General features: G+C 63.2%; 26 protein-coding genes and 1 pseudogene. 17 read left to right on the top strand and 10 right to left on the bottom strand.

Annotated elements, in window-relative coordinates:
- Window positions 1–24: 24 nt before the first annotated feature.
- Both EP237_RS01530 and EP237_RS01525 read right to left on the bottom strand, forming a co-directional pair.
- Window positions 25–501, bottom strand: coding sequence for an OsmC family protein (locus tag EP237_RS01530; RefSeq protein WP_127557378.1), 477 nt, complete (start codon window positions 499–501; stop codon window positions 25–27).
- A 60-nt stretch (window positions 502–561) separates the two neighbouring features.
- Window positions 562–1,119, bottom strand: coding sequence for a 5-formyltetrahydrofolate cyclo-ligase (locus tag EP237_RS01525; RefSeq protein WP_127557376.1), 558 nt, complete (start codon window positions 1,117–1,119; stop codon window positions 562–564).
- Window positions 1,120–1,194: 75 nt separating this feature from the next.
- Here EP237_RS01525 and EP237_RS01520 point away from each other — a divergent pair, with 75 nt between their 5' ends.
- The 8 genes from EP237_RS01520 (at window position 1,195) to EP237_RS01485 (ending at window position 7,041) form a co-directional block, all read left to right on the top strand.
- A complete protein-coding gene (locus tag EP237_RS01520) occupies window positions 1,195–1,809 on the top strand; it encodes a VOC family protein (RefSeq protein ID WP_127557374.1) in 615 nt (204 codons plus the stop codon).
- Complete coding sequence (locus tag EP237_RS01515; protein WP_127557372.1) at window positions 1,806–2,276, top strand: GNAT family N-acetyltransferase; 471 nt, start codon at window positions 1,806–1,808, stop codon at window positions 2,274–2,276. The genes EP237_RS01520 and EP237_RS01515 overlap by 4 nt, the downstream gene beginning before the upstream one ends.
- Window positions 2,277–2,307: 31 nt before the next feature.
- Entirely contained in the window at window positions 2,308–2,991 is a 684-nt protein-coding gene (locus EP237_RS01510) for a molecular chaperone DjiA (RefSeq protein WP_127557370.1), read from the top strand.
- A gap of 5 nt (window positions 2,992–2,996) precedes the next feature.
- Window positions 2,997–4,049, top strand: coding sequence for an endonuclease/exonuclease/phosphatase family protein (locus EP237_RS01505; RefSeq protein ID WP_127557369.1), 1,053 nt, complete (start codon window positions 2,997–2,999; stop codon window positions 4,047–4,049).
- A 40-nt stretch (window positions 4,050–4,089) separates the two neighbouring features.
- Window positions 4,090–4,422 carry an AAA+ family ATPase gene (locus tag EP237_RS01500; protein WP_127557367.1) on the top strand — a complete coding sequence of 111 codons (333 nt, stop codon included), beginning with the start codon at window positions 4,090–4,092 and terminating at the stop codon, window positions 4,420–4,422.
- A gap of 92 nt (window positions 4,423–4,514) precedes the next feature.
- Window positions 4,515–6,347 carry a M3 family oligoendopeptidase gene (locus tag EP237_RS01495; RefSeq protein WP_420812494.1) on the top strand — a complete coding sequence of 611 codons (1,833 nt, stop codon included), beginning with the start codon at window positions 4,515–4,517 and terminating at the stop codon, window positions 6,345–6,347.
- Window positions 6,344–6,814 carry a GNAT family N-acetyltransferase gene (locus tag EP237_RS01490; RefSeq protein ID WP_127557365.1) on the top strand — a complete coding sequence of 157 codons (471 nt, stop codon included), beginning with the start codon at window positions 6,344–6,346 and terminating at the stop codon, window positions 6,812–6,814. The genes EP237_RS01495 and EP237_RS01490 overlap by 4 nt, the downstream gene beginning before the upstream one ends.
- On the top strand, window positions 6,811–7,041 hold the full coding sequence (locus EP237_RS01485; protein WP_127557363.1) for a hypothetical protein: 231 nt from the start codon (window positions 6,811–6,813) through the stop codon (window positions 7,039–7,041). Before EP237_RS01490 ends, EP237_RS01485 begins: the two co-directional genes overlap by 4 nt.
- A gap of 144 nt (window positions 7,042–7,185) precedes the next feature.
- Here the strand turns inward: EP237_RS01485 and EP237_RS01480 are convergent, their stop codons facing one another.
- The 5 genes from EP237_RS01480 to EP237_RS01460 form a co-directional block, all read right to left on the bottom strand.
- Window positions 7,186–7,455 carry a DksA/TraR family C4-type zinc finger protein gene (locus tag EP237_RS01480; protein ID WP_127557361.1) on the bottom strand — a complete coding sequence of 90 codons (270 nt, stop codon included), beginning with the start codon at window positions 7,453–7,455 and terminating at the stop codon, window positions 7,186–7,188.
- Window positions 7,456–7,514: 59 nt separating this feature from the next.
- On the bottom strand, window positions 7,515–9,218 hold the full coding sequence (locus EP237_RS01475) for a tryptophan halogenase family protein (protein WP_127557359.1): 1,704 nt from the start codon (window positions 9,216–9,218) through the stop codon (window positions 7,515–7,517).
- Window positions 9,219–9,308: 90 nt separating this feature from the next.
- On the bottom strand, window positions 9,309–10,277 hold the full coding sequence (locus EP237_RS01470; protein WP_127557358.1) for a Gfo/Idh/MocA family protein: 969 nt from the start codon (window positions 10,275–10,277) through the stop codon (window positions 9,309–9,311).
- Window positions 10,278–10,363: 86 nt separating this feature from the next.
- The gene (gene rpoH / locus EP237_RS01465) at window positions 10,364–11,260 is read right to left on the bottom strand and encodes an RNA polymerase sigma factor RpoH (RefSeq protein ID WP_127557356.1); all 897 of its coding nucleotides are present in this window, start codon (window positions 11,258–11,260) and stop codon (window positions 10,364–10,366) included.
- 178 nt (window positions 11,261–11,438) lie between these two features.
- Entirely contained in the window at window positions 11,439–12,473 is a 1,035-nt protein-coding gene (locus EP237_RS01460) for an RluA family pseudouridine synthase (RefSeq protein WP_127557354.1), read from the bottom strand.
- Here EP237_RS01460 and EP237_RS01455 point away from each other — a divergent pair.
- A complete protein-coding gene (locus tag EP237_RS01455) occupies window positions 12,472–12,780 on the top strand; it encodes a DUF6476 family protein (RefSeq protein WP_127557352.1) in 309 nt (102 codons plus the stop codon). The genes EP237_RS01460 and EP237_RS01455 overlap by 2 nt on opposite strands.
- Here EP237_RS01455 and EP237_RS01450 read toward each other — a convergent pair.
- The gene (locus EP237_RS01450; RefSeq protein ID WP_127557349.1) at window positions 12,777–13,856 is read right to left on the bottom strand and encodes a tetratricopeptide repeat protein; all 1,080 of its coding nucleotides are present in this window, start codon (window positions 13,854–13,856) and stop codon (window positions 12,777–12,779) included. The two genes, EP237_RS01455 and EP237_RS01450, sit on opposite strands and share 4 nt — an antisense overlap.
- 213 nt (window positions 13,857–14,069) lie before the next feature.
- Here EP237_RS01450 and EP237_RS01445 point away from each other — a divergent pair, with 213 nt between their 5' ends.
- The 5 genes from EP237_RS01445 to EP237_RS01425 all read left to right on the top strand — a co-directional run bounded on the left by EP237_RS01445 (window position 14,070) and on the right by EP237_RS01425 (window position 19,654).
- The gene (locus EP237_RS01445; protein ID WP_240661437.1) at window positions 14,070–15,518 is read left to right on the top strand and encodes a UbiA family prenyltransferase; all 1,449 of its coding nucleotides are present in this window, start codon (window positions 14,070–14,072) and stop codon (window positions 15,516–15,518) included.
- A complete protein-coding gene (locus EP237_RS01440) occupies window positions 15,515–15,940 on the top strand; it encodes a GtrA family protein (RefSeq protein WP_127557347.1) in 426 nt (141 codons plus the stop codon). The genes EP237_RS01445 and EP237_RS01440 overlap by 4 nt, the downstream gene beginning before the upstream one ends.
- On the top strand, window positions 15,940–17,262 hold the full coding sequence (locus tag EP237_RS01435) for an FAD-binding oxidoreductase (protein WP_127557345.1): 1,323 nt from the start codon (window positions 15,940–15,942) through the stop codon (window positions 17,260–17,262). Before EP237_RS01440 ends, EP237_RS01435 begins: the two co-directional genes overlap by 1 nt.
- Window positions 17,259–17,993: an SDR family oxidoreductase gene (locus EP237_RS01430; protein ID WP_240661435.1), complete on the top strand. Its 735-nt coding sequence runs from the start codon at window positions 17,259–17,261 to the stop codon at window positions 17,991–17,993. Before EP237_RS01435 ends, EP237_RS01430 begins: the two co-directional genes overlap by 4 nt.
- Window positions 17,994–18,199: 206 nt before the next feature.
- The gene (locus EP237_RS01425; RefSeq protein ID WP_127557341.1) at window positions 18,200–19,654 is read left to right on the top strand and encodes a hypothetical protein; all 1,455 of its coding nucleotides are present in this window, start codon (window positions 18,200–18,202) and stop codon (window positions 19,652–19,654) included.
- A gap of 138 nt (window positions 19,655–19,792) precedes the next feature.
- Here EP237_RS01425 and EP237_RS01420 read toward each other — a convergent pair whose 3' ends face one another.
- A complete protein-coding gene (locus EP237_RS01420) occupies window positions 19,793–20,788 on the bottom strand; it encodes an SUMF1/EgtB/PvdO family nonheme iron enzyme (RefSeq protein ID WP_240661433.1) in 996 nt (331 codons plus the stop codon).
- 24 nt (window positions 20,789–20,812) lie between these two features.
- The gene (locus EP237_RS01415) at window positions 20,813–22,570 is read right to left on the bottom strand and encodes a hypothetical protein (RefSeq protein ID WP_127557339.1); all 1,758 of its coding nucleotides are present in this window, start codon (window positions 22,568–22,570) and stop codon (window positions 20,813–20,815) included.
- Between the two features lie 273 nt (window positions 22,571–22,843).
- On the opposite strand from EP237_RS01415, the gene EP237_RS01410 reads away from it, so the two are divergent.
- From EP237_RS01410 to EP237_RS23805, 3 genes and pseudogenes are all read left to right on the top strand, one after another.
- Entirely contained in the window at window positions 22,844–23,338 is a 495-nt protein-coding gene (locus tag EP237_RS01410; RefSeq protein WP_127557337.1) for an Lrp/AsnC family transcriptional regulator, read from the top strand.
- Window positions 23,339–23,445: 107 nt separating this feature from the next.
- Window positions 23,446–23,778: pseudogene (locus tag EP237_RS23810) on the top strand (saccharopine dehydrogenase NADP-binding domain-containing protein); the annotation flags it as partial.
- 72 nt (window positions 23,779–23,850) lie between these two features.
- Window positions 23,851–24,555, top strand: coding sequence for a saccharopine dehydrogenase family protein (locus EP237_RS23805; RefSeq protein ID WP_420812500.1), 705 nt, complete (start codon window positions 23,851–23,853; stop codon window positions 24,553–24,555).
- The last annotated feature ends 33 nt before the right edge of the window (window positions 24,556–24,588 follow it).

Raw genomic sequence — 24,588 nt, 5'->3', positions numbered from 1 at the left:
GCAAGAGGTCGGCTGCGATTCCCCTTAGGGTGAGGGGCGGACGGTGTAGCTCGCGTCATAGGCGACAGGGAAGTTGACGGACCGGGCGATGTAGCAAACGTCGTGAATTCGGGCGTGGATCTTGTCTGCCACCTCTGGATCCGAGCCGGGTGCCAGCGTGATCCGGGGACGCAGGGTTGCCGACAGGAACCGGCCCGCACCAGATGGCAGGCTCTCCCCCACGGCCAGCGGATCGTCTTCGTATCCGTCCACCACGATCCCCGCATCACTTGCCAGGTGCAGGAACCACAGCATATGGCAGGCAGATAGGGCCGCGATCAGCATATCCTCGGGATTGTGCAGGGCCGGGTTGCCGCCAAGCAGCGGATCGTTGGAACAATTGATGACCGGCTTGCCCGGTGTCTCGACATTCCAGGTCCGGTCATAGCCGCGATAGCTGGCTGTTCCCTGCCCCCGGTTTCCCGTCCAGACGATCCGCGCGGTGTAGTCGTGTTTGGCCATGAGTGCCCCCTTGTGCTTCGCGTGCAAGGTAGCGCGGGCCGGGAGCGCGCGCATCCCCCGTCAGGGCCGGAACACGCCTGCTTCCGTCACCACCGCATCTAGCCGCTGATCCGTGGGTTCCACCACCAGACCCTCCAGCTCCTGCGCGGCGTAGGCAAATCCGATGGCCCGCGTCGGACGCTTGGCGCGCAGCCCTTCCAGCGTCCGGTCATAGAAGCCGCCGCCATAGCCCAACCGGTTGCAACCCCGGTCGAAAGCGACCAGCGGCGCAATCACGATCTCGGGCTCCAGCCAATCGCCATTTTCCGGCACCCGCGCCCCGAAGGGGCCGTCGACCATCCGGCAGCCGGGCCGCCATTCACGGAATTTGAGCGGTTGCGCCTTGGCCTCGATCACCGGCACGCAGATCCGGTTGGCCTCGGCCAGCGCGCGCATTGCGGGCGTCGGGTCCAGCTCGGTCCGCATCGCCATATAGGCGGCGATCACTTTGCCCTCGACCGGGCCGATTTCAGCCAGAAGCGCGGCATTGGCGTCAGAGACCGACGCGCGTTCGAAGGCTTCGGCACGGGCGGTGAAGGCTTTCTTGCGGAGAGCGGCTTTCTGGGCAGTCAGATCCATCGCGGTGTTTCTCTTGCGCTCGGGGCGGTGCCCGGGTTTCACTGACACAACATTAGACGAGGGACCACACCGCACATGCTGACATTCGACCATCTGGCCATTTCCTGCGACAGCCTTGCCGAAGGCGTTGCCCATGTCGAGGCCGCCTTGGGGGTGGAGCTTGCCCCGGGTGGCGAACACGCCGCCATGGGCACCCACAACCGGCTGCTGTCCCTTGGGCCGGAGGAGTACCTGGAGGTCATCGCGATCAACCCCGATGCCCCCGGCCCCGATCAGCCACGCTGGTTCGACATCGACAATTTCGTGGGCACGCCCCGGATGACGAACTGGATCTGCCGCTGCCCCGATCTTGAGGCCGCGTTGGCCGCTGCGCCCGCTGGTGCCGGTGTCCCGTGGGATCTGGAACGGGGCGACCTGAAATGGCGTATGGCGGTGCCGACCGATGGCAAGCTGCCCTTCAACAACTGCTTTCCCGCGATGATCGAATGGCAGGGCAGCGCCCATCCTGCCCCGCGCCTGCCGGATCATGGGTTTCGCATGACCGGGCTCACCCTGACCCACCCCGAGGCGGAGATGCTGTCCGCAGCACTGACCCCGATGATCACTGACCCGCGGCTCCGCATCGAGCATGGCCCCGCGCCCACCCTGACGGTCGAGTTGACCGGACCCAAGGGGACCGTCCGCCTGTGATCCGGCCGGCGCGCCCTGAAGATGCCGAGGCCATAGCCGCGATCTGGAACCGGATCATCCGCGACACGGCGGCGACCTTCACCACGGAAGAAAAGGACCCATCCGCGATTGCGGACGCCATGGGCACACAGCCCTTTTGGGTGGCGCTGGAAAACGGGGCGATCCTGGGGTTCGCCACCTATTCCCAGTTCCGGGGCGGGCCGGGCTATGCCCGCACCATGGAACACTCCGTTCACGTGGCGAAGGGGTCCGAGGGGCGGGGAATTGGCCGGGCGTTGATCGCGGTGCTGGAGGATCATGCGCGCGCTCAGGGCATTCATTCGCTCATTGCCGGCATTTCCGGCGAGAACCCGGCGGGCATCGCCTTCCACGCAGCCCTCGGCTACGCAAACACGGCGCGACTGCCGCAGGTGGGCTGGAAATTCGGGCGCTGGCACGATCTTGTGCTGATGCAGAAATTCCTCTGACATTCCCGGCCCATCCGGGTTAAAAGCCCCCATGTCCCTATGGTCCCGTATCAGTGACGCGCTTGCGGCCCTCACATCCGGTGAAGGGCTTGGCGCGATGTTCGACAAGCTGCGCAAGCCGCCGGAACTGACCGTCGGCTTCGCGATTGCCGTGATTGCCCTTGGCGCGAAGATGGCAAAGGCCGATGGCCTGGTGACCCGCAACGAGGTCACCGCCTTCCGCGAGGTCTTTGCCATTCCCCAGGCCGATGAGAGATCGGCAGCGCGCGTCTTCAATCTGGCACGGGAGGATGTGGCCGGGTTCGAGGACTACGCCCGCAAGATCGCCACCATGTTCGAGGCCGATAGCGCGGTACTGATGGACCTTCTCGATGGGTTGTTTCATATCGCCGTGGCCGATGGCGAATATCACCCCGCCGAGGATGCTTTCCTTGAACGGGTGGCCGAGATCTTCGGCATGTCCAAACGCGAATTCGCTGCCCTGCGCGCCCGCAACGTGCCAGATGCCGACCCCGACCCCTACACGGTTCTTGGGGTAGACCCGGCCATGTCGCTGGCAGAGATTCGCAAGGTCTGGCGACGGCTGGTGGTGGAAACCCATCCCGACCGAATGATGGCGCGCGGTGTCCCGGAAGAGGCCGTGCAACTGGCCCAGACCCGGCTGATTGCCATCAACAATGCCTGGGAAGAGATCGAATCCCATCACGGGACCTGACGCCGATGCGCATCGCCACCTATAACGTGGAATGGTTCGCCAATCTCTTCGATGACGAGGGGAAGTTGCTGGAGGACGGGCAATGGTCCGGCCGGCAGGACGTGACGCGGGGCGAGCAGCTTGCCGCCTTGGCCTTCGTGTTCAAACGTCTCGATGCCGATGCCGTTCTGGTCGTCGAAGCGCCCGACAGCTCACGCCAGCGCAATGGCAGTCTCGCCCTTGAAAACTTCGCCGCCTACGCCGGCATCCGCGCGCGCAAGGCGCTGATCGGGTTCGAGAACCACACGCAGCAGGAAATCATGCTGCTTTACGATCCTGATGTTCTGAGCGCCGTCCATGACCCGATCGGTGAGGAAACGGGCAAGAAAGGCTCCCGCATCGCCCCCCGCTTTGACGGAACCTACCGCATCGACCTCGATATCGACGCGACAGAGGATCTGGTGACCTTCTCCAAACCGCCGCTGGAGGCGTTGATCGACAGTGATGAAGGCACGTTCCGGCTGATCGGGGTGCACGCCAAGTCCAAGGCGCCCCATGGCGCGCGCAACCGGGACGAGATGATGCGGCTGGCCATCGCCAACCGGCGCAAGCAGCTGGCGCAATGTATCTGGCTGCGCGAGAGGGTGGATCATCACCTCGACATGGGCGATCCGCTGATCGTGGCGGGCGATTTCAACGATGGTCCGGGGCTGGACGAGTTCGAACGGCTCTTTGGCAGATCGGGGCTGGAGATCGTCCTGGGCACCGATCTGGACCCGCAGGACCAGCTGTTCGACCCCCACGCGGAACAAGCGCTGCAATCGCGACTTGGGGCGCAGCCCACCACCGCGCGCTTTTACATCCGCGACGAAGACCGCTACCTGACGGCACTGCTGGATTACATCATGGTCAGCCCGGTGCTGCGCCCCTTCTGCACTGGCTGGCGCATCTGGCACCCGTTCGAAGACCCGGCCTGCTGGCGGGATGAAACCCTGCAACGGGCGCTATTGGTGGCGTCCGACCATTTCCCGGTCACGATGCAACTGAACGGCCCGTTTCCATCGCCCGTCAGCGGCTGACCCCTTCAAACCGGGGGCATTCACGCTTATCTTGAGGGGCATGAAACACGTCATTCCCTTTGCCCTGATCCTTGCCCTCGCCACACCTGCCGCCGCACAGGATAGCGGGGAAGACAGCAACCTTCGCGAAGGTTGGGGTCTGTTGTCAGAGGGCTCTCGCCTGATCCTCGAAGGGCTGGCCGAGGAAATGCGGCCCTTTGTGGATGAGCACCTGCTGCCGATGATCGCGGAACTTGGTGCGCTGATCGACGACGTGGCCATGTATGAGCTGCCCGAACGGCTGCCCAATGGCGACATCATCATTCGCCGCCGCGTGAGCGAGCCGGACAGCGAGGCCGAGGCCGATCCGGTCGAGGATCCGGTCGACCTTTAAGCGGCAAATTCCCCACCCGATGCGCGGCCTCCATTGCACTTTCCCCATGGGGCTGCCTATCTGTAGCCCGTGCAATGCAAGAGAGGTCCAAAATGCAGTTCCCCACCTTCCCGATGCCCCTGCCCGTCCGCGATGCCAATGCCGCCGGAGGAGCCGACAATCTGGGCGATCTGCCGGAATGGGACCTGAGCGACCTCTACCCCGCCACCGACGCGCCCGAAATTGCACGCGACAAGGACTGGCTGGCCACGGAATGCGCCGCGTTTGCCGAGGATTATCAGGGCAAGCTGGCGGATCTGTCGGCAGATCAGATGCTGGAGGCCGTGCAGCGTTATGAGAAGATCGACCTGATTGCCGGGCGGCTGATGTCCTTTGCCGGCCTGCGCTATTACCAGCACACCACCGACCCGGAACGCGCGCAGTTCATGTCGAACATGCAAGAAGCGATCACCGTCTCCACCACCCCGCTTGTGTTCTGGGGGCTGGAATTCAATCGGCTGGATGATGACCATTTCGAGGGGCTGATGGCGGCGAATGCGGACCTCGCCCGCTACCGCCCGATCTTCGACCGCATGCGCGCGATGAAGCCCTACCAGCTGTCGGACGAATTGGAAAAATTCCTGCACGATCAGTCGATGGTGGGCGCGGCGGCCTGGAACAAGCTCTTTGATGAAACCATTGCCGGGCTGAGTTTCGACGTGGACGGCGAAGAGCTTGGCATCGAGGCCACGCTGAACCTGCTGACCGACCAGAACCGCGACCGGCGTGAGGCAGGCGCGCGGGCGCTGGCAGAGACTTTCGGTGAGCGGATCGGTCTATTCGCCCGCGTTCACAATACGCTCGCCAAGGAAAAGGAAATCGAGGACCGGTGGCGCAAGCTGCCCACCCCGCAGATGGGCCGTCACCTAGCCAACCACGTGGAACCCGAAGTGGTGGAGGCGCTGCGCAATGCGGTCGTCGCCGCCTATCCGCGCCTGTCGCATCGCTATTACGCGCTCAAGGCAAAGTGGCTGGGTCTCGACACGCTGGAGGTCTGGGACCGCAACGCGCCCCTGCCGATGGAAGATGACCGGCTGGTCCATTGGGACGAGGCCCGCAAGGTGGTGTCCGAAGCCTATGCCGATTTCGATCCGCGCATGGCAGAACTGGCTGAACCTTTCTTCACCGATGGCTGGATTGATGCTGCCGTGAAGGAAGGCAAGGCCCCCGGCGCCTTCGCCCACCCGACCGTGGCAGACGCCCACCCTTACGTGATGCTGAACTACCTCGGCAAACCGCGCGATGTGATGACACTGGCCCACGAACTGGGCCACGGTGTTCATCAGAGACTGGCCGCCGGTCAGGGGGAACTCCTGTCTTCCACGCCTCTGACGCTGGCCGAAACCGCGTCGGTCTTTGGCGAGATGCTGACCTTCCGCAAGATGCTGTCGCGCGCCAAGTCGGACGCCGAGCGCAAGGTGATGCTGGCGGGCAAGGTCGAGGACATGATCAACACCGTCGTGCGCCAGATCGCGTTCTACGATTTCGAATGCAAGCTGCACGCCGCCCGCGCGGAAAGCGAACTGACGCCGGACGACATCAACGCGCTGTGGATGTCCGTGCAGGCCGAAAGCCTCGGGCCGGTCTTCAACTTCATGGAGGGCTATGAGACCTTCTGGGCTTATATCCCCCATTTCGTGCACTCGCCCTTCTACGTCTACGCCTATGCCTTTGGCGACGGGCTGGTGAACGCACTCTACGCGGTCTACGAGGAAGGCGGCGACGACTTCCAGGAGAAGTATTTCGATATGCTGAAGGCGGGCGGGTCCAAGCACCACAAGGATCTGCTGGCCCCCTTCGGGCTGGATGCCAGCGACCCGGCCTTCTGGGACAAGGGGCTGAGCATGATCGAGGGCTTCATCGACCAGCTTGAAGCGATGGAATGATCCAGATCGCCGACCTGCCGCGCGACCGGGTGGATGAGGTATTGCACCTTGCCCTCGGTCCCGGTCAGGCGGATTTCGTGGGGACCATCGGCGACATGGTGAAAGACCCCCTGCCCGCCCGAGATTTCCACGTCGTGTGGGACGCGGATCAGGTGGTCGGCTTCTTCAAGATCGACCGCGACTACGCCCCGACCCATGCGTTTGCCGAGGTCCATGGCTGGGGCCTGCGCGGGCTTCTGATCGGCGCGCAATATCAAGGCCGGGGATTGGGACGCGCGCTGCTGGCGGCTCTGCCTGCCTATCTGAGCGCGCGCTATCCACGGCAACGGCTCTATTACCTGACCGTGAATTGCCGGAACGCACGTGCCTATGACGCCTATCTTGCCAGCGGCTGGACGGATGCAGGCGGGCTCTACCTCAAAGGCCGCTCCGGCCCGCAGAACATCCTGCGCCTAGATCTGTCATGACCGCAAAGGACAAATGGGCTGCGATCCGCATGCGGATGAAACGGGGGCTGGTCTGGATCCGCGCGAATGTGCCGCCTGGGTTGCGGTTGGTGCTTGGCCTGCTGCTGATCGTTGGGGGCGTGTTCGGCTTCCTGCCGGTGCTCGGGTTCTGGATGATCCCGCTTGGCATCGCGGTCGCGGCCCTTGATATCAAGCCGCTCTGGCAAGCGCTGCGAAACCGCCGGTAGGGATGCCCTGCTCATTCGAGACCGAGCCAGCCCCTGTCCGTGCAGCTGCCGCACCCGTCTAAACCGATCGCGACCGGGGCGGCCGGGCGGCGGGAAAATTCTTGCAAGAATTTTTTCAAGGATCTTCCAAGATCCTTCCACCGCCTATTTCAGCTGGCTGTCCTTCGATCCCCGCCGGTTGATCCCGCCGCGCGCCTTGTAGGCCCCGTCCCGCTCCTGCTGGCACTCGATGCAGAGCTTGACACCCGGAATGGCCGCGCGCCGCTTCTCCGGGATTTCCTCTTCGCATTCCGCGCAATGGGTCAGGCTTTCGCCCTGCGGCTGCGCGCGGGCCTGCATGCGTTTCAGTTCATCCTCGATCGAGGCTTCGATCTGTTCCGACACCGCGCCGTCGCGCGCCCATCCTCCGGCCATGCCCTTGGTCCATTTCTGACTAAGACAGGCAGAGGATATCAGAGACCGCCTATGTACCGCTAGAGCAGGCTGACCGATCCATCCTCGTCGTCCTTCGCGGCCCGGGCCGGGGCGGGTGCCGGCTTGGGGTTGCCAATCGGCACTCGCGGCGGGGGCGCACCGGGCAGGCCGACGGTCGGCTGGTTCAGCACAAACTGCGGGGCCGGTTTCGGCTTTGGCAGCTCGCCGCGCAATTCCCGGATCAGCGTGTAATGGTCGGCCATCTTATTCACGACCTGCCCGAAGGTCGCCTCGGCCTTTTGCAGATAGCCCTGCCACATATTGGCCGGCAGGTTCCCGTTCCTTCGGAACGACGGCGCCGGGTAATCGGTGTTGTAGACCTGTTTTCCGAGCAGCACCGCCTGGTAGGTCGCGTAACTGAACAGGACCTCAGTTTCCAGATCGAGCGGCCCGGGAACAGAGTAGCGCCAGAGCTCCAGATTCTCTGCCAGCCGGTCGGGCACCTCCAGCTCTTCACGCGCGTCGATCCAGTACTGGCTGTCGGTCCGATTCCCGAGCGCATAGTGCAGGCAGATGAAGTCGCGCACCTCGTCATAGAGCTTGCTTGTCAGCTTGTTGTAGCGATCCCGCAGGGGCTCCGGGTAGCTCTTGTCGGGGAAGTAGCTCGCCAGCCAGCGGATCGACATGTCGATCATGTGAATGGCCGTCGATTCCAGCGGTTCGATGAAGCCGCCCGACAGGCCAATGGCGACCACGTTCTTGACCCAGGCATTGCGGTTGCGCCCCACCCGCATCGGGATCACGCGCGGCTCCACACCGTTCCAGGTGTCGCCCAGATGCGCGATGAATTCGTCCCGCGCCTCTTCATCGGTGCGATGCGCCGAGGAATAGACATAGCCCGTCCCGATCCGGTTATAGAGCGGCACCCGCCAGACCCACCCAGCCCCAAGCGCATAGCTGCGCGTCAGCGACGGGATCTTGGTCGGGTCGGGATGCGGGATCTGAACCGCCATCGCCCGGTCATTGGCGAGGAAGTTGGAATAGGAGATGAAGGGCTCTTTCAGCACCTCGTTGATGATCAGCCCCTTGAAGCCGGTGCAGTCGATCACAAGCTCGGTCTCGTGCCGCCCGGTCTCCGCCAGTTGCAGCGCGCTCACATAGCCGTTTTCGTCCTGCTCCACATGCACCACATCTTCCTCGATATGCTGCACACCACGGGACTTGCAGATGTCGCGGATCATATTGGCGAAGCGACCGGCATCGAGGTGATAAGCGTGACCGACGGGCATGGCATACGCCTTTTCACCCAGGGGACGCGGCCCCTTGAACGCCTCACCCAAGGCGACCGCAGGCGAGAAACACTGGATGAAATCGCGCTTCCCTGCCCCGTATTGCAGGTAGTAATCCGCCAGATCGACCCCCGCGATCACCTGCGGATGGGCAAAGGGATTGACGTAGTCGATCTGCTTGCCGTTCCGATCCACGTTCCAGTTGGCAAACAATACCCCAAGTTTGAACGAGGCATTGCAGGTCTTGAAGAAATCCTGTTCGGAAATGCCCGCCATGCGCAGGGTGCGCAGCATGTTGGGGACGGTCGCTTCTCCCACGCCCACGGTCGGGACATTGGGCGACTCGATCAGGGTGATCCTCATCTTCGCGTCGGGTCGGGTCAGGTCGCCGAAGTTGCTTTGCAAGATCAGCGCGGCCATCCAACCCGCTGTACCGCCACCGACAATGGTTATGGATTGAATCGGTTCAGACAAAACGAACTCCCCTAAAGTGGTCTGAATTCACCAAAAGACTAGGGGGAAATATCGTTTGAGTCCAAAACAACCATGGCTTGGGCTGAGATCCTACGCCATCTCACCTGCGAAGGCGGCCTCCAGCGCGGCTTGTGTGCCCCGCGAAAACTCCAGCGGCACAGGGTAATCGGCCCCCTCGCGGATCGTGCGCCCGAAAGCTTCCACCTGATTCACATATTGCCGTGCGGATGGGAAACGGTGCAGGCGTTCCTCTCCATCGGCACGCACGATGCGGACCGAGGCTTCGCGGTGGACGACAGGGTTGAAGGGCGCGACCAGCTCAATGAAGCCGCCGGTGCCGTGATAGGTGACCACCTGCCGATTGGGAGCCTCCATGCTCATGTAGATGGAACAGGTCGCGCCGCCGAAATTGGCCCAGATCCGGGCCGACACATCGACGCCGTTCTGCCAGCCGAAACGGGATTGCACGTTTTCAGGCTCCTGCCCCGTGACCAACCGAGCCGACCCGAGCGTATAGACCCCGATATCGCGGGTCACGCCGCCACCGGTTTCGGGGCGCATGCGGATATTGCCGGTATCGGTCAGGCGGAAGGTGAAATATCCGTCAATATGCAGCAACTCACCGATCTCGCCGCCCTGCACCAGATCGCGCACCATCTGCCATTGCGGGTGATGGGGGATCATATAGGCCTCGGCGATCAGCAGCCCGGCTTCATCGCGCAGCGCGATCAGCCGGTCGATTTCGTCCAGCTTCATCGCAATGGGCTTTTCCGTCAGCACATGCTTTCCCGCGCGGGCGGCCTTTTCCGTCCACTCCACATGCAGGGCATTGGGCAGCGGGATGTAGACCGCGTCGATGTCAGGGTCCGCAAGCAACGCGTCATAGCTGTCATGGATGCGCAGCCCTGGGGCCAGCGCGGCGAATCCAGCCGCTTTTTCCGGGCTGGAACTGGCCAGCGCAGCCAGAACCGCGCTTTCGGCATCATGGATTGCCGGAGCCATGGTGGTCCGGGCGAAATTCGCGGCGCCAAGCACGCCCCAACGGATCGGATCGGTCATTTCGGTCATCTCCTTGTTAGCGCGAACAAGACCACAAAAAAGGCCCGCCGAAAAGGCGGGCCGTTACAGATTGACTGGAGCTTTCCTCAGGCCGTCTCAAGAACGCCCTGTTCCCGCGCCAAGTCGCGCATCCGTTTTTGCAGTTTTTCAAAGGCGCGCACCTCGATCTGGCGGATGCGTTCGCGGCTGACATCGTAGACACTCGACAGATCTTCCAGCGTCACCGGTTGATCCTGCAGGCGGCGTTGCGTCAGGATATCCCGCTCACGCTCGTTCAGGACCTCCATCGCCTCTTCCATCAGGGCAAGGCGGTGCTGCATCTCATCCCGCTCGGCATAGTCACCGGCCTGGTCGGCATCCTCGTCCTCCAGCCAGTCCTGCCACTGGGTCGCGCTGTCGCCTTCGGTGCCGATCATGGCATTGAGCGAGGCATCGCCTCCGGACAGGCGCCGGTTCATGGAAACCACCTCGGTTTCGGTCACGCCCAGATCATGGGCGATCCGCTCAACATGTTCGGGCCGCAGGTCACCGTCTTCCAGCGCGCCGATGCGGGCCTTGGCCTTGCGCAGGTTGAAGAACAGCTTCTTCTGCGCGCTCGTCGTGCCAAGCTTCACCAGCGACCAGGACCGCAGGATATATTCCTGGATCGAGGCGCGGATCCACCACATGGCATAGGTTGCTAGACGGAAGCCCTTTTCGGGGTCGAACCGCTTCACTGCCTGCATCAGACCCACATTGGCCTCGGAGATCACCTCGGCCTGCGGCAGACCGTAGCCGCGATAGCCCATGGCGATCTTGGCGGCCAGACGCAGATGCGACGTCACCATCTGATGGGCGGCCTCGGTGTCTTCGTGGTCCACCCACCGTTTGGCGAGCATATATTCCTGCTCCGGCTCCAGCATCGGAAATTTGCGGATTTCCTGCAGGTAGCGATTCAGGCCCTGTTCCGGCGACGGCGCCGGGAGATTTGCATAACTGCTCATGTTTTTCGGATCCCCTGTTCGACATCCTCAGATGTAAATCTGATTAACTTAAATTCAAGATGGGAACGTAAACAAAGCCATTCAAGAGGCCTGTCCACGAATTCCTGAAGACATTACCCCGCGAAGCTCACGCACCGCAACGCATGTTACAGGGTTTTCACGTGCATTTGCGCACAGTTTAGCGGGCAGTTTCGCGAAGTTTTTCAAGAAGCGTCGCCATATCCTCGGGCAGAGGGGCCTCGAAGCTCAGATGCTCGCTGCTGACCGGGTGCACAAAACCAAGCGTTGCGGCGTGCAGGGCCTGCCGGGGAAAGTTGTTGAGCTCCGCCGCCAGCGCCTCGCCCATCACCTTCGGAGCCACCTTGCGCCGCCCGCCATAGGTCTGGTCGCCAATGAGGGCGTGGCCTGCATGGGCAAGATGCACCCGGATCTGATGGGTGCGACCGGTTTCCAGCCAGCAATTGATCAGCGCCACCGCGCCGAACCCTTCCTCCACCCGCGCCCGCGTAACCGCGTGGCGGCCGCCGGAAAACAGCACCGCCTGCCGCTGCCGGTCGGTCTTGTGACGCGCGAGCTGCGTGGTGATCTTGAGGATGCCGCCCATCTCGAAGCTGGTGCCCCGCACGCCGCGCAACCGGGGGTCGGACGCATCGGGTTCGCCATGACACAGCGCCAGATAGTGCCGGTCGACCGTGTGTTTCTCGAACTGCGCCGCCAGCCCGTGATGCGCACGGTCGGACTTGGCCACCACCAACAGGCCCGACGTGTCCTTGTCGATCCGGTGCACGATGCCGGGGCGCTTTTCGCCGCCGACGCCAGACAGGTTGCCACCGAAATGATGCAACAATGCGTTAACGAGCGTGCCTGAAGGGGTTCCCGGGGCGGGATGCACCACCATGCCAACAGGCTTGTTGATCACGATCAGATCATCGTCTTCATGGAGGATCTCCAGCGGGATATCCTCGGGCATCGTCGCCACATCGGCGGCTTCCTCGACGGTGACCTCGACCAGATCATCCTCGACCAGCTTCGCCTTGGCATCCGTCACGACGGCCCCATTCACGCGCACCATGCCGTCCGCAATCAGTTTCGCCAGCCGCGACCGGCTGAGAGACGCCTCCTCTGGCACATCGCGGGCCAGTGCCTTATCAAGGCGCGGCGCAGGGTCCGGACCAATACGGACCGAGACGATCTTGGACGAAAGGCCGGACATGCAGAACGCTCCGCTGACAGAGGACGACAAGGACCCGCTGAACCTGAGGGTGCTGCGCATCCTCGTGACGGTCCTGACGGTGGTGATGATTGTCGGGCTGATAGCGGTCGTGATCACCTTTGTCACCCGTTTCCCGGGCGGCAATGGTGTCAGCCTGCCCGATCAGGTGATATTGCCCGAGGGCGTGCGCGCCAGTGCAGTCACAATGGGCGAGGGCTGGTATGCGGTCGTGACCGATGACGACCGCATCCTGATTTTCGACCGGGACAGCGGAGAGCTGCGTCAGAGCGTCGAGATCAACCGCTAGTCATCCAGCGCCGCAGCAGCCGCCCGCGACATCGGGCCGATCTGGCCGTCAATCGCGCCCAGATACAGCCCACGCTCCTGCAGGATCACCTGAAAGGCGATGGCCGTGGCCCGGTCCCATGGGGGTTCATAGCCGCCGATCCGCCCGCGCAGGTCATCCATATCCACATCGCCGGTTTCCAGCGCCTGCACATAAAGCGCCGCCGCCTGCTCCGGGTCGGCCTCAACCCCGCGCCCGCGTTCGTAGAGGAAGCCAAGCGCCGCAATCGCATCGGGCAACCCCGCCTCAACCGCGCGTTCGGTCCAGCGGAACTGCTGGTCTGCGTCGCCGGTGCCCGGGCCGTCAAGCTCGGAATAGATCCGCGCCAGATCCAGCACCGCCTCGATATTGCCCTGCTCGGCAGCCATGGACAGATAGCGCGCCGCCTCATCCCGGTCGGGGATGCCGAGCGAGTCATCCTCGCCGCCCGGAATGCCGTCGCCCGTCAAATAGGTCTGGCCAAGCCGGTACTGGGCGAAGTGATACCCCCCATCCGCCGCCGCGCGCATCAGTTCCACCATACGGCCCGTATCTCGTGGCACACCTGCCCCGATCCGGTGCAACAGCCCGAGCGTCATCTGACCGGCCGGATCGCCCCCTTCGGCGGCAGCAGCGAAATATTCCGCCGCCGTATCGGCATCGCGCCGCAACGGGCCGATCCCGAAGAGATGATAGTCGCCTAGCTTGGTATTCGCGGCGGCCAGCCCGGCAGCGGCAGCGGCTTCAAAGGCGGCAACGGCCTCCTCATGATCGCCATCGGCCTGCCGGATCGCGCCGATATGGAACAGAACGACCGGATCTTCGCTGCCCTCTGCCAAGGCCTGCTCGCAATAGGGCATGGCTTCGGCCAGTGCGGCCTCCAGCGCGTCCTGTGCTTCGGGGCTGATCGGCACCCCGGCGTTTGGCACACCAGCCGTCTCAGCGCATAGCGCGGCGGCATTTTCCGGCGCGGTTTGCGCAGCAAGCGCCAGTGGACTGACAGACAGCGCCAGGGTCATGGCAACCCCGGACAGCGAAGGCAAAAGCGGAATTTTCATGGCAGCGGACCGGTTTATGATTGAAATACAGGTCAAACCCTAGCGAATTCGCCCCCCGGCTGTCGACCGTCTTGCCCCAAGCTTTCCAAAGAAAACCACAGAAACGGCTGGCCAATGCCTTAACCCTATGCAAGCTTTTGCGTGCCTTATAAAATTCAACGAAACGAAGAGCAGCACGGCACGGGGACTTAAAGGCAGACCCACGCCGGGAAGATGAACGGGAAGATGCGCGATTCCGGCACCAAAGACAGCGTTCTGGTCGTCGATCTGGACGGGACCCTTTTGCGGTCCGATATGCTGTTCGAATGCTTCTGGGCCAGTGCCGCGCGCAACTGGCGTACACCGATCATTGCGGCCAAGGCCCTGTCCCAAGGCATCCCGGAGCTGAAACGCGCACTGGCGGAAACCGCCAGCCCCGACATCGCCCGCCTGCCCTATAATGCCGAGGTCATTGCCCACATCGAGGCTTGGCGCGCCGAGGGTGGCAAGACCGCGTTGGTGACCGCCTCCGACCAGATCCTTGCGGACCGGATCGCGGCACATCTGGGCCTCTTTGACGAGGTGTTCGGGACCGAGCCGGGCAACAACCTGAAGGCAGAGCGCAAGGCAGACTTCCTCGACAACCACTACGGCCCCGGCGGCTATATCTACGTGGGTGACAGCAAGGCCGACCTGAAGGTCTGGTCGCGCGCCAAGGCCGCCGTGACCGTTGGTGCGACAAGAGGATTTCAGGCCAAGGTGGCCGGGGTCAATGCCGATGTCACCCATATCAGCCCGCCCGAACATGCGCTGATCCCGATCTTCAAGGCGATGCGCCTGCATCAATGGCTGAAAAACGTCCTCGTCTTCGTGCCGGTGCTGGCCAGCCATTCTCTTGGACTGGCCAGTTTCCTGCAATGTCTGCTGGCGTTTCTGGCCTTCGGGCTGGTGGCGTCATCGGGCTATGTGCTGAACGATCTGCTGGATCTTGGCCCCGACCGCGCCCATGCGCGCAAATGCAAGCGTCCGATGGCCTCTGGCCGGTTGCAGGTGCCGCATGGGACGATGCTGTTTCCGATCCTTCTGGTCCTCGGGCTTGCCACGGCGGCCACGCTGAGCGTGAAGTTCCTTGGTGTTATCGCCTTCTACTTCCTGATGACCATGAGCTATTCGCTCTGGCTCAAGCGCAAGGTGATCGTCGATATCTGCGTCTTGGCGGGGCTTTATACGTTGCGCATCGTGGCAGGCGGCGTCGCCACCGGCATCCCGTTGTCCCTGTGGCTGCTGGCCTTCTCGATGTTCTTCTTCTTCTCGCTGGCCGCCGTCAAACGACAGGCAGAGCTGGTGCATCTGAAATCCACCGGGCAGGAAAAAACCGTGGGCCGGGGATATGGGTTGGAGGATCTGCCGATCATCACCCAGATCGCCACAAGTTCCGGCCTGTTGTCAGTGCTGGTTCTGGCGCTTTACATCAACACGCCCGATATTCGCGCGAACTACATGTCGCCCACCTATCTGTGGGGGGTCTGTGGGTTGCTTCTATTCTGGGTCACACGAATGGTGTTCGTCACCCACAGGGGCAAGATGAACGATGACCCGATGGTTTTCGCGGTGACCGACCGGACCAGCCAGGCGACCTTCCTCGCCATGCTGGCGCTTGCAGCGGGGGCGCTGTTTCTATGAGCACCGCGAGCCTCGCATTGCGCTATGCCCTGTTCGCGGTGATCGCGACCGTGACCAACCTGGGTACGCAGCGCATCGTCCTGTCCTTCGGTGACAGCGGCGGCGTCTTCGCCATGGCGGTGGCCGCCGGCACGCTGGTCGGGCTGGTGGTGAAATACGTGCTGGACAAGCGCTGGATCTTTTTCGACCAGTCCACCGGGGTAAAGGCCCATAGCCGCAAATTCGCGCTCTATACCGCCATGGGGCTGGTCACGACCTGCATCTTCTGGGGATCCGAGACCGCCTTCTGGCTGATCTGGGGCACCGATCTGATGCGGGAACTTGGGGCCATTCTGGGCCTGATGGTGGGCTATGTGACAAAGTACATGCTCGACCGCCGCTTCGTCTTCACCGACGACCGCTTGCAGGCAGAGGGGACGTAATGCAGCTGACCGGCTGGGGCAATTTCCCCAAACGCACAACTCAACTGACCGCGCCGCGCACCGAGGCAGAGGTGGCCGAACAGGTCACAGAAGGCCGCGCCATCGCGCGCGGCAATGGCCGGTCCTACGGCGACAGCGCCATCGGGGCCGTGCGCACGCTCGACATGCGCCGTTTCGATCGGATGCTGTCCTTCAACGCCGCCACCGGGCAGCTGGTGGCCGAGGCGGGCGTGATGCTGTCTGACGTCATCGACAGCTTCCTGCCGCGCGGCTGGTTTCCCATGGTCACGCCGGGCACCAAGCTGATCACGCTTGGCGGCGCGATCGCGGCGGATGTGCATGGCAAGAACCACCATGTGGACGGCAGCTTCCGCGCCTGTGTGGACTGGATTGACCTGATGGGGCCGGATGGCTCTGTCACCCGCTGTTCGCGCGACGAGAACTCTGATCTGTTCGGCTGGACCATCGGCGGCATGGGGCTGACCGGCGTCATCCTGCGCTGTGCGATCCGGCTTCGGTCGGTCAAATCCGGCTGGATTCGACAGACGATGATCCCCGCCGCCAATCTCGATGAGGCGATCAGCGCTTTCGAGGACAACATGGCCGCGACCTATTCCGTCGCCTGGATCGACTGTGCCGCGAAAGGTGCGGCGCTTGGCCGGTCGCTGGTGATGCTGGGGGAACATGCGGAACCGGGCGAGGTGCCCCCGCGCTACCGCGCCACGCCCTTCAAGGCCCCTCGCCGTCGCAAGAAGACCTTCCCGATGAACGCACCGGGCTTTGCCCTGAACCCGCTTTCCGTTCGCGCCTTCAATGCACTCTATTTCTGGAACGGCGCGCGGCAGGAAGGTCAGCAGATCATCGACTGGGACGGGTATTTCTATCCGCTCGACGCAATCCTGAAATGGAACCGGCTTTATGGCCGCAAGGGGTTCATGCAGTTCCAATGCGTGTTGCCGCAGGACCGGGCGCGCGAGGGATTGCACCGCTTGATGTCGGCGATATCTGACTCCGGTCAGGCGTCCTTCCTTTCGGTGCTCAAACGCTTCGGCCCGCAGGACAGCCCCTTTTCCTTCCCCATGGAAGGCTACACGCTGGCGCTCGATTTCCCGCGCCACCCCCGCGCCATCGCCCTGATGCCGGAACTGGACGCGATCACGCTCGACAATGGCGGGCGCTTCTACCTCGCCAAGGACAGCCGCGTTCCGGCCGACACTTTCGCCACCGCCGACCCCCGCGCCGCTGCATTTGCACAATGGCGGCGGGAGAACGGCCTTGCCGATGCCTTTGCCTCGGCCCAATCCGAAAGGCTCCACCTGTGACCCACCCCGTTCTGATCCTCGGCGCACGGTCCGACATGGCCCGCGCCACTGCCCGCGCCTTTGCCGCGCTCGGCCACCCCATCCAACTGGCTGCCCGCAATGCGGACAGTATGCAGATGGAGAAGGCCGATCTGGAAACCCGCTACGGGGTAGAGGTCACGCTTCACGACTTCGACGCGCTTGATGTGGAGGGGCACGAGGGCTTCGTTGATGGCCTGCCGGTTCTGCCACGTATCGCGGTTTGCGCTGTGGGCACCATGGGCGAGCAGGAGGAGAATGAGAAAGATCCGGCCAAGGCGGTCGCTGTCCTGCGCTCCAATTTCGAGGGCCCGGCGATCGTTTTTGGAGTTCTGGCAGACCGGTTTGCGAACCGGGGTTCGGGCACATTGGTGGGAATCAGTTCCGTCGCGGGCGACCGTGGTCGGGCCTCGAACTATGTCTACGGATCGGCCAAGGCAGGCTTCACCGCCTTCCTGTCGGGGCTTCGCAACCGGTTGGCCAAGCAGAACGTGCATGTGGTGACGGTGAAACCGGGCTTCGTGAACACCGCCATGACCGCCCATCTGGACCTGCCCGCCAAGCTGACGGCAGAACCCGACGAAGTCGCGGACGCCATCGTCAAGGCCGTGAAAAAACAACGTAATATCATATATGTACGGCCAATCTGGTGGCTCGTGATGTCGATCATCTGCGCGGTGCCCGAGATGATCTTCAAGAAGACCAGCATCTGAAGGGCGAACTCCGGCCCATTTTGCACGCGCAGAAATTCGCTCGCAGTCGCAGCAAAACGGCAGTTTTCCGCCGCAAATGTGGCGAGCCTGCCATAATCGTTCTGGCATTCTTGTTTCGTTAAAAATGTGGGTGTATCCATTTTGCCATGAGGGACAGATATTTTGACCTGCTGGGACAGCGGGCCGTTGACAGAAAACCTGAGTTCATGGAATCGCCTGCAGCCGTCATCGCGACGCTTGCGGCCTCCGCGCTTGTCTGCGCGACCATCCTGACACTCACGGTCACCAGGATCGCCCCGGCGGTTCGGATTGCCACGCTTGGCATCGAGCCCGCCCGTGTGGAAATTCCGCAGGCAAGCCTCGGAGCTCTGCCTGTGACCGACACGATGGGGGGCCCCATAGCCGGGGCCGATCAGGGGCCGGAGCGGCTGATGCCGACCGCGCTGCCGCCGATGGCACCCGGCCGCGACTACGTGTTGGCCGATCCGGCGATCGACACCCGCCCGCAAGATCCCGCGCCGACGATCATCGCAGGCCGCCCGCCGGTCGAGGCCGTGCCGCGCCCCGCCCATATCGTGGCGCTGGCCGCCGCCGCCCGCAGCTTCACCGACCCCGCCAATGTCGCCTCTCTGCGCCCGGAACAACGCCCCTTCGATGCCGCATCGGAAGAGCCGGTGATCGAACTCGCCGTCGCGTCCCCACTCGCCACCAGCATCAGCCCGCGCCCTGCCGCGCGCCCTGCCGATCTGGATGTCACCTCGGCCCCCAGCCTCGTGGCCCGCGCCACCGACCCCACCGAAAACGTGACCCTGGCGGCGCTGACCCCGGACGAACCCGCCGCGCTTGGTCCCGCCTTCGACCGCAGCGCCAATGCCTGCACCCGCCGCCTGTCGCGTGAAATTCCACGTCGGGCCGGCAGCGCGGCCGGCGGACAGGCCTTTATCGCCTCGCTTGAAAACGTCTCTGGCACCACCCGCGACGCGGCCATTGCCCGGGAAGTGCTGCGTGGCAATGTCCCTGCCTTCCTGCGCGACCTTGCCCCGGTCACCTTTACGGGCGTCCTGCCCAATGGCCGCAGTGCCCAGATCACGATCTGCGTAACGCCCGATTATCTGGCCGTTGGCAGTGACAGCGACTTCGTGCGCGTGCCACTTGGCCTGACGGCTGCTGCACGGGTCGCGGAAGAGTTCAACATGATGCTGCCGACCACCCGTATGGTCGACGCCATCTATGCGCAGGCCGATCTGCGTCTGTCGCCCTCGCCGATGACGCCGGGCTCGCAGATGTCCTCGACCACCTACTTCATGCGCCACAACGCCACCGTGGAGGGCCAGCGTCAGAACGCGGGCGGTCGTCTTGGGATGCTGGTGTCGGGCCACAAGAAGGACCTGGTGCTGACAAACCGCCTGTCCAGTGCGCCGGGCCGCGTGGCGATCTATGGCTGGCACCGTCCGGGCGGCAACCCGATCCAGCCGCTTTCGACCGTGCATGGCGCCGAATATGCCGATTACAGCCACGGCATCCGCCTGGTCAGCCGCACTGCCTTCGTGAACGGCCGCGCCGTCGACCTGCAGGACCTGCTGATGGACGGCACCTATGCAGGTCTACTGAATACCGATGGCCCGATCGGACGGCCCGCGATCCAGATCGCTTCGCGCTGACCCGCGCTGACCCCCGTCACAATCGAGCAGAAACAGGAAACCCCGCCCTCATCCGGCGGGGTTTTTCATGAGCTGTTTTTTGCGCCCTCAGCCGTGGTGGGTGGGTGGGTGGGGCCACGGCTGAGGGCGCATTTCCCGTCAATTCACATCATGGAAACAGCGGAACCCAAGGTGGTAGTTCCGGTGGCTTGAGGGCGACATCACCCGGCTGCCATGCCAGAACGGCGCCCGCCAGCGCGCCCAATGCTCATGCGCGCGCACCGTATCCCAGATGAACCAGCTGCCCTTCATCTCGGTCACGCCGAGCGTCGTTGAGCCCCGGCTTGCCATCTGATCGGGGGACAGCGGCAGGTTCATATGTTCCGCCGCGTTTCCGTCAATGTCATAGGCGCCAAGCGGGCTGTGGCATTGCGGGAACGACCCCGCCGGATAGGTGTTGGACCCGCATCCCGTGAAGCTGCCGCCATTGCAGCTGGCCGATTTGAAACTGCCCGTGGCGCAGACCCCGGACCGCCATTGGCCGATGCTGTAGACATTGCGCGTATGCGCCCATTCTGCATTGTGCCAGGCGCGCATCGCCTGCGGGCTGCCAAGGTCAAAGCGATAGTCAGGCTCCAGCAGCGCACCCGCCGCCGCCCCTTCCCATTCATGGGCATCGCCGATCCGGCCGCCCTCGGCCGCACAGAGCATATGCGCCTCATTCGCACGGACCCAAACCACCGGGTAGACCATCGGGATGTTCGGGTACTCGAACATATCCACGCAGACCTCGGCATCCTCGGGGCTTTCGGTCGCGGGATCATAAAGCGGCGCGCGATAGGGCCCGCCGCAGATCCGTTCCCACCTGGCGTTGCGATAGCTTTGCTGCACGCTGGCGACCGATCCGCCGATCCGCGCTGCCGCCTCCTCGGGCGTCATGGCATGGCGCGTCACCGCCGGATTGCCCTGCCCGATATAGGAGGATCCGGCGAAGATCTGCCGGATCCGCTGGATCTCGGCATTCGAGACGCCGCGCACTTCCCGCATCTGCTGGAACATCTGTTCGTTGAGTTCCTGCAGGGTCTGAGCGCCCCCCACCCCGGCGCCAATGACGCCAAGGACAAGGGCCATCAGGGTTCGGGTGAGATATCTCATGGGGGGCACTCCTTGCGCTTGGGGTTACTCTCGTCTCAGCAGGTAGAAGAAGTCACGGTTGTCGGCGAAGCCCACGAAACGCGGGATCGTGCCGTTGCGCGTGTCCTGATCCACATGGCTCATGCCGCTGACCAGATGCTCGGCCTCGATCCAGTCGTCATCCTCGATCTCGGGGTAGAGCGCCATATAGGTATGCTCCTGGCTGTTCATGTCCATCAGCATGGCATAGTCGCAGTGATAGGCCTGGAACGTCCGGGCCATGGCCGAGGGTGTGGCGGTCGAGAAATAGGCATAGATCAGGAACTGACGGCCATCGACCTCTCGCAGACAGGACCCGGCGCGCAGGGTGCGCAGTTGCGCATCGGCAGAGCCGGACCAGTTACCGGCCCCCCATTGCGTGACACGATCGCCGGGCACGCTTTCGCCGGTTTCCGGGTCGGGGTTGATCAGCGGCACACCGTTCTGGCGGGCAAAGCGCAGATGCGGCAGCAGTTCCTCGTTCAGCTCCTCGGTCCATGTGGTCATGCCGAAGGTGCCGTCATTGGTGACATAGATGGTCGACAGGCCCGGCCACAGGCGGCTCAAAACCGTGCCGTTCACAAGGAACCCGTAATGGTGGCCATGGTTGAAGGTCGCCATATCCCCGTAGCGGAAGGCCCCATGGTCGCGCTTGTAGCCGCCCGTAAAGGTTGCGGCGACCCGGTCGGTCAGCGAGGGGCTGAGCATGCCCACCATGACCAGCGGATCGGGCGAGCTGATGCCGTCAGGTCCGGGGATCGACCAGTCGCGTCCGGCCCCGTGCGGGCGAGAGGACCATTCGAAGCCGGGGTGATCGGTGCCAAGCTCGTACCCGATTTCAAACTCGCGCATGTCGAAGGCAACCAGATAGACATTGGCACCCCGTTCGACGCCGTCGAGCCAATTGGTCTCGCCCGAGCGGTTCAGGATCTCGTCGCTGATCATGCCGGGCTGCATCATGCTGGCGTAGATACCGGGGGCGTCCTCCACCTGATACCAACTGCCGGCTTCCATGCCACCTTCTGCGCCCACAAGGTCGAAACCGGGGGCCGCGCGCATGACCGGGAAGCGGCCCAGATTGGCCTGGCCAAGCGCCTCGACGACCGCGCCCGGATCTTCGGATTCGGCTTCGTCAGAGCTTTCCAGATAGGCGTCACGGAACAGCGTACCCTTGATCAGGTTCACTATGGAATCGCCAAAGAGCACATTTTCGCGCAGGAACTCGGCAATCGCCTCACGCGTGGTGCGCGACCCGGACACCCGGTTGCGCAGATACATGGTGCTGTCACAGATCGGCGCATAGGGCAGCGGTTCGGCGCGGGCCTCTTCCAGTTCCGGGTTGCGGCCATCCCAGGGGGCGCATTCAACCTCGTCATCGTCGTTCTCGATCAGGATGATCGGATCATCGCCATCCATCTCCAGCGAGATCTGCCAGAAATCCGGCGCGGCGTTTTCCAGATGATAATAGCGCGGGCGGGACATCTCATCGCTGTCCACGCGCAGAATGAACCAGGCATTCACCATCGGGTTCATAGAGGTCAGCGTCACCTCCAGCCCGTCATCCCCCGTCAGGGTCATTTCGTTGCGGAACGGTTGCAGGGCGTAGATCGACCCCGGCGCGTCGGAGTTGTAGACCTCCATCTGCGCGGCAAGCGTGTCTTCGTCCGGCAGACCGATGCCATTGGCCAGGGCGGGGCCCGACAATGTGAATAGAAGGGCCGAAAGCCCGGTCGCTTTCAGCGCGCGATATCCTGTGAATGTCATTCCGTCTAATTCCAGCTCCAAAAAGTCCGGTCCCCGGCATGGTTCAGACCCCGTCCCGATCCAAAACAGCCTTGATTTTCCGAGTCTTGATGCTGCAACGAATCCCGTCGCCGCGCAATGGCAGCATTCCACGACTTTGCGGGGATGCCCACCTCACGAATGCGTGAGGACCGGGTTCTTCGGCATGCCCGCCACCATCGTCGCCAAAAGCATTGACATTTCGGGGAAACTCGTCAGCTTTCCGGCATTTCATCGGCTGATATGGCAAATTGCATGCGAGATACACTCGACAAGCGGATCATACGGGAACTTCAGCGCAACGCGCGGGAATCCACCTCCAACATCGCGCAGGCGCTTGGCGTGGCCCGATCCACGGTGCATGAACGCATTGCCCGGATGGAAAAGGATGGCACGATCGCGGGCTATTCCGTGGTGCTTTCCCGCAATCCCGGCGAGGAAACCGTGCAGATCCTGATGATGCTGGAGATCCGCCAGCAGGACACGCGCAAGGTCTTGCAACGACTGAACACATACCCTGAAATTCAGGTCGTTTTCTCGATCAATGGTGAGTTCGACCTGTTCCTGTCGGCAGAGGCCCCGCGGGTGGAAGACCTCGACATCCTGATCGACGAGATCGGGGAGATCCCCGGCGTCGTCCGAACCACAACATCTGTGGTCTTCGGACGCCGCATCGACCGCCGATCAGACGAGACGGCGGAGCGGATTTTCCGCCAGATACAGGCCATGTCGACACTCGACGCTGGCTGACCCGGCATTTTGCCGGATTTCCCCCGATCCGCGAACAATCGGCAGAAGACGACACGATACGTCCTGCCTCAGGCTTTGGAAAAGGACCCGAAGCAGGAGGCAAGATCGTGCGCAACTGGAACGTTTGCATCGTGGGTGCAGGGAAGATCGGCACAATGATCGCCGAGCTTCTGAAAGCATCGCCCACCTATTCCGTCACAATCGTCGATTCCGAATTCGCGAATCTCGCGCCCTTCCAGCAGGCGGGGTTCAAGGTGGCACAGGCCGATGCCGGGGATCAGGCCGCTCTGACACGCACGTTCGACGGGTTCGACGCAGTGATCAGCGCCGCGCCCTTCTTCCTGACCCCCACCATCGCCGCCGCCGCCAAGGCCGCAGGCGCGCATTACTTCGACCTGACCGAGGACGTGGCCGCGACTGATGCCGTGCGCGAGTTGGCGAAGGACAGCAAGACAGCCTTCATGCCGCAATGCGGTCTGGCACCGGGGTTCGTTGGCATTTCCGGCGCGCATCTGGCCGCGCAATTCGACAAGCTGGACACGCTGGCGCTGAGGGTCGGCGCGCTGCCGCTCTACCCCACCAATGCGCTGAAATATAACCTGACCTGGTCCACCGACGGGCTGATCAACGAATACTGCAACCCCTGCGACGTGATCGAGGGGGGCGAGCGGATCAAGGCCGCGCCGCTGGAGGCACTGGAGGAGTTCGGCCTGGATGGCGTGAATTACGAATGCTTCAACACCTCCGGCGGGCTTGGCACCCTGACGGAAACCCTGTTGGGCAAGGCGCGAAAAGTGTCCTACCGGACGATCCGCTATCCCGGCCACCGCGCCATCATCAAGATGCTGCTGCAAGACCTGCAACTGGACACCCGCCGCGACCTTATGGGCCAAATCTTTGAAACCGCCCTGCCCCGCACCAATCAGGATGTTGTGCTGATCTATTCCACCGCCACGGGCTGGATTGACGGCGAATACCGCGAGCGTAGCTTCGTCAACAAATCGCTGGCCGGTCAGGTGAACGGCAAGACCTGGGGCGCGATCCAGCTGACCACGGCGGCGGGCGTAACGGGCGTGATGGACCTGATGCGCCAAGGCAAGCTGCCCGCACAAGGCTTCGTCCGGCAAGAGGACGTGCGCCTCGAAGATTTCATGCAAACCGAATTCGGCCGCTACTACGGCAAGGGGGAGCTGACCAGACTGGTCAGCGCGGCCTGAACCACGCCCCGTCCGACCGACATTGCTTGCCGC

This window comes from Nioella ostreopsis, from assembly GCF_004000255.1.
In the GTDB taxonomy this organism is placed as follows: Bacteria; Pseudomonadota; Alphaproteobacteria; order Rhodobacterales; family Rhodobacteraceae; genus Nioella; species Nioella ostreopsis.
This window is presented reverse-complemented; position numbering and strand designations above follow the sequence as displayed.

What these genes read in the sequence shown, in the direction of transcription:
- EP237_RS01490 (WP_127557365.1), top strand. Translation starts at nt 6,344, where the DNA reads ATGATCCAGATCGCCGACCTGCCGCGCGACCGGGTGGATGAGGTATTG.
- EP237_RS01525 (WP_127557376.1), bottom strand. Translation starts at nt 1,119, where the DNA reads ATGGATCTGACTGCCCAGAAAGCCGCTCTCCGCAAGAAAGCCTTCACC.
- EP237_RS01410 (WP_127557337.1), top strand. Translation starts at nt 22,844, where the DNA reads ATGCGAGATACACTCGACAAGCGGATCATACGGGAACTTCAGCGCAAC.
- EP237_RS01510 (WP_127557370.1), top strand. Translation starts at nt 2,308, where the DNA reads ATGTCCCTATGGTCCCGTATCAGTGACGCGCTTGCGGCCCTCACATCC.
- EP237_RS01505 (WP_127557369.1), top strand. Translation starts at nt 2,997, where the DNA reads ATGCGCATCGCCACCTATAACGTGGAATGGTTCGCCAATCTCTTCGAT.
- EP237_RS01425 (WP_127557341.1), top strand. Translation starts at nt 18,200, where the DNA reads ATGGAATCGCCTGCAGCCGTCATCGCGACGCTTGCGGCCTCCGCGCTT.
- rpoH (WP_127557356.1), bottom strand. Translation starts at nt 11,260, where the DNA reads ATGAGCAGTTATGCAAATCTCCCGGCGCCGTCGCCGGAACAGGGCCTG.
- EP237_RS01470 (WP_127557358.1), bottom strand. Translation starts at nt 10,277, where the DNA reads ATGACCGATCCGATCCGTTGGGGCGTGCTTGGCGCCGCGAATTTCGCC.
- EP237_RS01530 (WP_127557378.1), bottom strand. Translation starts at nt 501, where the DNA reads ATGGCCAAACACGACTACACCGCGCGGATCGTCTGGACGGGAAACCGG.
- EP237_RS01480 (WP_127557361.1), bottom strand. Translation starts at nt 7,455, where the DNA reads ATGGCCGGAGGATGGGCGCGCGACGGCGCGGTGTCGGAACAGATCGAA.
- EP237_RS01455 (WP_127557352.1), top strand. Translation starts at nt 12,472, where the DNA reads ATGCAGAACGCTCCGCTGACAGAGGACGACAAGGACCCGCTGAACCTG.
- EP237_RS01440 (WP_127557347.1), top strand. Translation starts at nt 15,515, where the DNA reads ATGAGCACCGCGAGCCTCGCATTGCGCTATGCCCTGTTCGCGGTGATC.
- EP237_RS01415 (WP_127557339.1), bottom strand. Translation starts at nt 22,570, where the DNA reads ATGACATTCACAGGATATCGCGCGCTGAAAGCGACCGGGCTTTCGGCC.
- EP237_RS01445 (WP_240661437.1), top strand. Translation starts at nt 14,070, where the DNA reads ATGAACGGGAAGATGCGCGATTCCGGCACCAAAGACAGCGTTCTGGTC.
- EP237_RS01500 (WP_127557367.1), top strand. Translation starts at nt 4,090, where the DNA reads ATGAAACACGTCATTCCCTTTGCCCTGATCCTTGCCCTCGCCACACCT.
- EP237_RS01435 (WP_127557345.1), top strand. Translation starts at nt 15,940, where the DNA reads ATGCAGCTGACCGGCTGGGGCAATTTCCCCAAACGCACAACTCAACTG.
- EP237_RS01485 (WP_127557363.1), top strand. Translation starts at nt 6,811, where the DNA reads ATGACCGCAAAGGACAAATGGGCTGCGATCCGCATGCGGATGAAACGG.
- EP237_RS01450 (WP_127557349.1), bottom strand. Translation starts at nt 13,856, where the DNA reads ATGAAAATTCCGCTTTTGCCTTCGCTGTCCGGGGTTGCCATGACCCTG.
- EP237_RS01520 (WP_127557374.1), top strand. Translation starts at nt 1,195, where the DNA reads ATGCTGACATTCGACCATCTGGCCATTTCCTGCGACAGCCTTGCCGAA.
- EP237_RS01495 (WP_420812494.1), top strand. Translation starts at nt 4,515, where the DNA reads ATGCAGTTCCCCACCTTCCCGATGCCCCTGCCCGTCCGCGATGCCAAT.
- EP237_RS01460 (WP_127557354.1), bottom strand. Translation starts at nt 12,473, where the DNA reads ATGTCCGGCCTTTCGTCCAAGATCGTCTCGGTCCGTATTGGTCCGGAC.
- EP237_RS01420 (WP_240661433.1), bottom strand. Translation starts at nt 20,788, where the DNA reads ATGAGATATCTCACCCGAACCCTGATGGCCCTTGTCCTTGGCGTCATT.